This is a genomic window from Bradyrhizobium sp. LeoA1Lang, assembly GCF_055413685.1.
In genome coordinates this window covers 1-5,322 of the sequence record NZ_JBVAPG010000291.1, presented here as the reverse complement: position 1 = coordinate 5,322, position 5,322 = coordinate 1, and the positions used below count along the sequence as shown (strand labels likewise).

The 5,322-nt window shown below is 61.3% G+C and carries 5 protein-coding genes and 4 pseudogenes; 5 read left to right on the top strand and 4 right to left on the bottom strand.

Annotated elements, in window-relative coordinates:
* Positions 1–179 (top strand): annotated as a pseudogene (locus ACZYOF_RS41905) (transposase); the annotation flags it as partial.
* A gap of 307 nt (positions 180–486) precedes the next feature.
* Here the strand turns inward: ACZYOF_RS41905 and ACZYOF_RS41900 are convergent.
* Entirely contained in the window at positions 487–1,698 is a 1,212-nt protein-coding gene (locus ACZYOF_RS41900) for an IS110 family RNA-guided transposase (protein ID WP_463719410.1), read from the bottom strand.
* 262 nt (positions 1,699–1,960) lie between these two features.
* On the opposite strand from ACZYOF_RS41900, the pseudogene ACZYOF_RS41895 reads away from it, so the two are divergent.
* The 3 genes and pseudogenes from ACZYOF_RS41895 to ACZYOF_RS41885 all read left to right on the top strand — a co-directional run.
* Positions 1,961–2,188, top strand: a pseudogene (locus tag ACZYOF_RS41895) (IS256 family transposase); the annotation flags it as partial.
* 33 nt (positions 2,189–2,221) lie between these two features.
* Positions 2,222–2,374 (top strand): annotated as a pseudogene (locus tag ACZYOF_RS41890) (IS630 family transposase); the annotation flags it as partial.
* A gap of 34 nt (positions 2,375–2,408) precedes the next feature.
* Positions 2,409–2,810 (top strand): hypothetical protein, encoded by a 402-nt coding sequence (locus ACZYOF_RS41885; protein WP_463719409.1) that lies wholly within the window; start codon positions 2,409–2,411, stop codon positions 2,808–2,810.
* A 326-nt stretch (positions 2,811–3,136) separates the two neighbouring features.
* On the opposite strand, the gene ACZYOF_RS41880 is transcribed toward ACZYOF_RS41885, so the two are convergent.
* The 3 genes and pseudogenes from ACZYOF_RS41880 to ACZYOF_RS41870 all read right to left on the bottom strand — a co-directional run bounded on the left by ACZYOF_RS41880 (position 3,137) and on the right by ACZYOF_RS41870 (position 5,131).
* Positions 3,137–3,466, bottom strand: coding sequence for an H-NS histone family protein (locus ACZYOF_RS41880; RefSeq protein ID WP_130231954.1), 330 nt, complete (start codon positions 3,464–3,466; stop codon positions 3,137–3,139).
* Positions 3,467–4,450: 984 nt separating this feature from the next.
* Positions 4,451–4,678 (bottom strand): annotated as a pseudogene (locus ACZYOF_RS41875) (transposase); the annotation flags it as partial.
* Between the two features lie 42 nt (positions 4,679–4,720).
* Positions 4,721–5,131 (bottom strand): IS4 family transposase, encoded by a 411-nt coding sequence (locus tag ACZYOF_RS41870; protein WP_463719408.1) that lies wholly within the window; start codon positions 5,129–5,131, stop codon positions 4,721–4,723.
* Position 5,132: 1 nt separating this feature from the next.
* Here ACZYOF_RS41870 and ACZYOF_RS41865 point away from each other — a divergent pair.
* Positions 5,133–5,322: transposase (locus ACZYOF_RS41865; RefSeq protein WP_463715521.1), on the top strand; the 190-nt coding region annotated here is incomplete at its 3' end.

The window sequence follows — 5,322 nt, the reverse complement described above, 5'->3', positions numbered from 1 at the left end:
CGCCGAACCGGGCGTCCGCCGAAGCGGCGATCGACGTTTTCGCCGAGAAATACCGCGCCAAATACGGCCGGGCGGTCGAATGTCTGGTCAAGGATCGCGACGCCCTGCTGGCCTTCTACGACTTTCCGGCCGAGCATTGGGATCACTTGCGGACGACGGATGAGATGGACAAGCGCTTTCTTCATGGCCGAGACGAAGATTGCAAAGGTCGCCGTAAGTCCATTCTTTTGTTCGGTCGCGCTGCGGGCCATTCTTCCGTCCCGGCCACCGATCTCGCAGCCGTCGCGCGCAGGGGCGGTCAAGGCTGGCCGCGTTTGCGGCCACCGCAAGGCTTGGCCTTGACCGGCCCGAGCACGGCGGCCCACTGGCAGTGGAACGGGACTGCATTCCTGCCTAGAACTTGCCGTCAGCCGCGACTATGGTTGTCGGGCGCGGGCGACCTCGTGGCGAAGCGTGACGCGTCGGCTGCAAGCGTCGCCGGACTGCCTATTTTGTCCTGCCGAACTGAGGCGCGCCGGTTTTTGGGTGCCGCGGCTTCCATTGCGACACGAATCGTTCGTAGCTTTGCTCCGCCTGGGCGGCAATCAACATCTCGCGGTCGCGCAGCGCCTTGATGTTGTAGGCATAGGCTGGTCCACGGCGGCTCCCTTTCTGTTGTGGATGTCCGGCTTGAAGTTGCATCGCGCGGGTCTTATTGGCGACCAGCGCCGGGCGCGCCCACAGGTAATCCTCGCCCTTTGTCAGCAAATGCCAGCAGAGCACAGTGAGCTTCCGAGCCACGGCCACCGCGGCGATCTGATGGCCGCGTCGGGCGCGGATGCGCACGAAAAAAGCATGCAGTGGACCGGGCGCCTTGGCCGCTGCCCAGGCCGCCTCGACCAGCATGGCGCGCGCATGACTGCGGCCGATCTTGCTGATACGGCCGTGGTGGACGGTTCCCAGCCCGGACTGCCGCACCCGCGGGTTCAGCCCGAAATAGCTCACCAGCTTCTGCGGGCTGTTGAACCGGTTGATGTCGCCGATCGCCGCCACGATTCCGGCGGCGACCGCCAGATTCACGCCGGTGATCGTCATCAATCTGTTCACCGCGGAATCCTCGATTGCGTCCTGTGCGATCTCGCGATCGAGCAGGGCCAGGTCTTCGGCCAAACGGTCAAGCTCACGGACGTGCCGATCGACGGCCGCCCGCTCATCGTCTGGCAACTGTTGAGCGGCCAACCACGCCCGGCCGCGGGCGTTGAAAAGATCGGCATGCGGGCACTTCGGGATCAGGTGCGCGTGCAGGATCGAATGCACCTCGTTCTTGAGCCGCGTACGGTGCCGCACGACCTGGTAGCGCCGCGCCACCAGCCTACGCTTGCGCTCGGTCTCCGCGTCAGGCGTCCAGATCTGCGGCAGGTATCCCGCCGCCTGCAAACTGGCGAGCGTGCCGGCATCGATCTTGTCGGTCTTGACGTGAGCCTGGGCGATCGCCTTCACCTGCAACAGATTGGCGATAATCACCCGCGCCACGAATGGCGCCAGCACTCGCGACACCGCCATGCTGTTGCCGGTCGCTTCGAGCACCACCTCATCACCGGCCAGCAGGGTCTTGCCAAATCCCTCCAGCGCAGTCCGCGTCATATCAATGCGGCCCGCATGTCGGAGCCTGCCGTTCTCCCAAAATACCACCTCCCCGAAGGTTCGGTGGACATCAATGCCAATTACCCGTCGCATTCGCACCTCCTCTGCCGGACAACGATGGGAGCTGCGGGCGACACGACAACTACGGATTCGCGCTCGCGGCGCAACCGGGCGAGTCGCAGAGGCGGCCAGCTACTAACTCGAGCTCTCGGCTCATCGTGTGCATCGGCCTGCCCGCACTTCGTGCTCCCGGTGCCTCTGTCCCGATGGTCGCACCCTACGCCACGATGTAGAACACCGCAGCGGAACGTTGGCACCGAGACATCTCATACCGGTTACCAACCCCATCGAAAGCGTGTTCGCCACCGTGCGGCACCGGACGGTGCGCACCAAGGGCTCGTTGTCGCCAACCACCGCCAGGCTGATGGTGTTCAAACTGGTGATCGCCGCATCAAAGACCTGGCGGCGGCTCAAAGGCACAAATCAGTTGCCGAAGGTCATCGCAGGTGTCAGATTCAACGACGGCATCGAGGTCATCCAAATGCCGGCAAACCACGCCGCCTGATCACCTCATCACCCAAAATTCCGCATAGCTCCGCTCAGCGGCACTTCCTTCACAAGCCTCAAGCAGCTTCAGGACCACATCGATGCCTACGTCAACGCTTACAACGACAAAGCCGAGCCCTTCGTCTGGACCAAGAAAAAGGTCCGTCAACGCCGGTTCAAAGGCCACCGTATCACTCAGCTCTGATTCCGGGTACTAGCAGCACGCTGAACATGTTGTGTTGATCGGCGTTTTCGGATGGCGGTGGTTTGAGGAGATCCGCCAGAAGCACCACGGGAATGCCGTCCTTCTTGCCAAGGCGCACCCAATCTCCATCGTTCGAACAAACGCAGTCAGCTCCCTCTACGTTCGCAATCCCCATGATCTGACGATCGTGGTTGACTTTCGCCCGGTTCGCGGCGCCCTCCTTCTGGCCAGCATCCAGGACTCGCCGATGCGCGTCTGCGGTCTCAACTCCAGCACGTTCAGCAACTGGCGCAATCGGAAATCGCGAAGAGCGCGTCCCGCGATGCTGACGATGGCGAACGCGGACGCACCGGGAAACCCCGGTCTTGCGCCTCACCCCCCAACGTGGGACACGCCCTCGTACGCCTCGATCTTTCGCGAGGAGCTGGCAACGTAAATAGGCTTGCTGGCCGCGCCTCGCCATTGCCCAATTCGTTTAATGACCTTTACAGACAAGAACCATAATTACCGCCGCGTGCCCAGGGAGGGCTTTAGAAATGGGGAAGAACGTCCGACTTTCGAACAAACGCCGGCTCAATTTCCAGCAATGCACACCCGATCTCGGCGACCAATTTGCCGAGCTACTTTGGTTGAGAGAGCAGGTCAGACGGGCGGAAACTTTGGATCCCGAAAGGCTCCTGGCCGAATTCAGAGCTTACCGGGAGCAGAGAGCGAGCAAAGCTGGCAGAGTGACGCATTAGCATGATTGCCTGATCATGCTCGCTAATTGCCGGATTGCGGCGAGCGGGCAGCGTCTCGGCTCTCGATCCGCGGCTGAACTTTGAAGTCGTCGATACGCTTTCCCAGCTTCAATTGCGCGACGAGCCACCGCGGCTGCTTGCCTCGACCTGTCCAGGTCTGTGATGGCTGATCGGGGTTTTGGTATTTTGGAGATACCAGCGGGTATAACCGACTCGCGGACACCAACTGCCTCAGGCGGTCGTCCAGACCCAGCTTTTCCTGCCGGATCTTCTGCTGCAACACTTTAGAGACCTCAACGTGCAAGCTCCACAGCTCGTCAACGGTCATCCGTTCCAGTTCGGCTCGTTTCATGGCGACAAAACATCCAGGTCTTCATCATCCCTAAGAAGATGAGACCCTCCTTCCTCTCGCCATGGCCCCTCTCGGTCATGCTCCCGGCGACTCGCTCTCGCAGATCGCCGCGCCAGTCGCCGCGTGTTCACCCCCCTCGGTCACGCCAGTGGTCGATCCGTTCGGGTCGGCGCCCCCGAACATCCTGGCGGTCTCGAATAGACTGCAGGATGAGATCCAACAACTCTTCGCGCGTTCGGATCCGGTCCCTCAGAAGATGCCGCACGCCGCGCTCCTCATCGAGACGGCTGTCGCTCCATCCCTTAGCCAAGGCGGAGCTTGTTGTCGGGTGAATTGCAGTTGCAGATACAGCAATTGCGACAACTGCGCCGGCAACCTGGGGCAGCCGCGTCATTGCGCCTCCTTATCGTAATGAGGACAAGGCCCGAAGACGGACCTGTTTCGCAGCCGCTCAGCGCAGCTGACCATTACTTCTATCCGTGCCCTGCAGCCGCGGCATTGATACACATCAATCGCTCGTTATTCGATCGGGCGTCCAAGTTGGCCCTTATCAAGCACACGATTCACCGGATTCCGATCGCTGCAGCTGGGCGGCTCTGTGGTCCTGCGGAACGTATATGACGGTCGCCGCCCTGTCCGCTTGCGCGCATGAGGGAAGGCTGATCAACCGTCCCGCCGGTCCGATCGCGATGGGAGACTCGTAACGCTTGTTTCTGGGACTTATCTGCAACGTCGACGCTTTTCGGAGGCGAAATATCCAAAATCATCTTCAAGTTTGATCTCGGGTTCGCCTACCAGCAATGACGCTGTCCCAATGCATCCACTCTGCTTTCTCTTTGTCGCCGCGATGCTGCCCGAATCGGAAGGCTATTGACGCGCTCACAACGCTCCTTGCGTTGTACCTGGCGAAGCTCGCTCCATCCCTTCAGCCCCCAGCCCCAGGGTGGAGCGAGTGTCCAGCAGTGCAGCGTCTGTCCTTCGCTGGTCGATCATTTGCACAGCGGTATCATTTGCGCCTGCCAGGACGTTGATAATCGCGGCCCACACAGCCTGCCCGTCGCCAACGAACGCAGCGATTGTAGCAGGTAGTGTACGGGCCGGAGGCGTCAGGTAGATCGCGCCATGGTGCCCCGGATCGTGAGACCCAGAAGATGCCGTTGAGTGCACGGCGGTCATTCACCCGCGGTACGCCGCCGGCTTGTTCGGCAACATTGGCTTGATGGCAGCCCACTCCGTAAGCCTCCGGCGAGGCTTTCAATTACCCACAAATTCTACTCCGACCATGGCGCCGAGCGCGATGTCAGTGAGGCGTGACAGCCCGCGCCACATGACGGTATTGCCAGGCGGCGGATCGCTGGCGCGGGCGAGATAACCGCCGAGCCGGGCGATCTTGATCAGATAGTGCGAGAGCGTTTTCTGTCTCGCTTTTGGTTTGTCGTTGACGAGGCGATCGAGCACGCCGATTTCAGTCGCAGTCAACGCGAGGGTTGGCGGTGCGTCTGGGGCGGAACGGTTGAGCATCGTCATCCAGAAGACCCGCCAACTCAGGATGCAAAAGAGCGAGATCAGATTGGTCAGACGCTGGGCGGTCCTGAAATGGACCCCGGTTTTGGGACCAGAGGCTAAGTTGGAAAAGGGCCGCTCCGTTTGATAGACGGAGGGCATGATGACGACGAAGACACGACGCAAGATCGACGCGGCACTGAAGGCAAAGATCGCGCTGGAAGCCGTGCGGGAGCAGGCGACGGTGGCCGATCTGGCCCAGCGCTATGAGGTTCACCCGAACCAGATCTATGCCTGGAAGAAGCAACTGCTGGACCAGGCGGCCCGGGCCTTTGACGCGGGTGTCGGGCGGG

What these genes read in the sequence shown, in the direction of transcription:
- ACZYOF_RS41880 (WP_130231954.1), bottom strand. Translation starts at nt 3,466, where the DNA reads ATGAAACGAGCCGAACTGGAACGGATGACCGTTGACGAGCTGTGGAGC.
- ACZYOF_RS41870 (WP_463719408.1), bottom strand. Translation starts at nt 5,131, where the DNA reads ATGCCCTCCGTCTATCAAACGGAGCGGCCCTTTTCCAACTTAGCCTCT.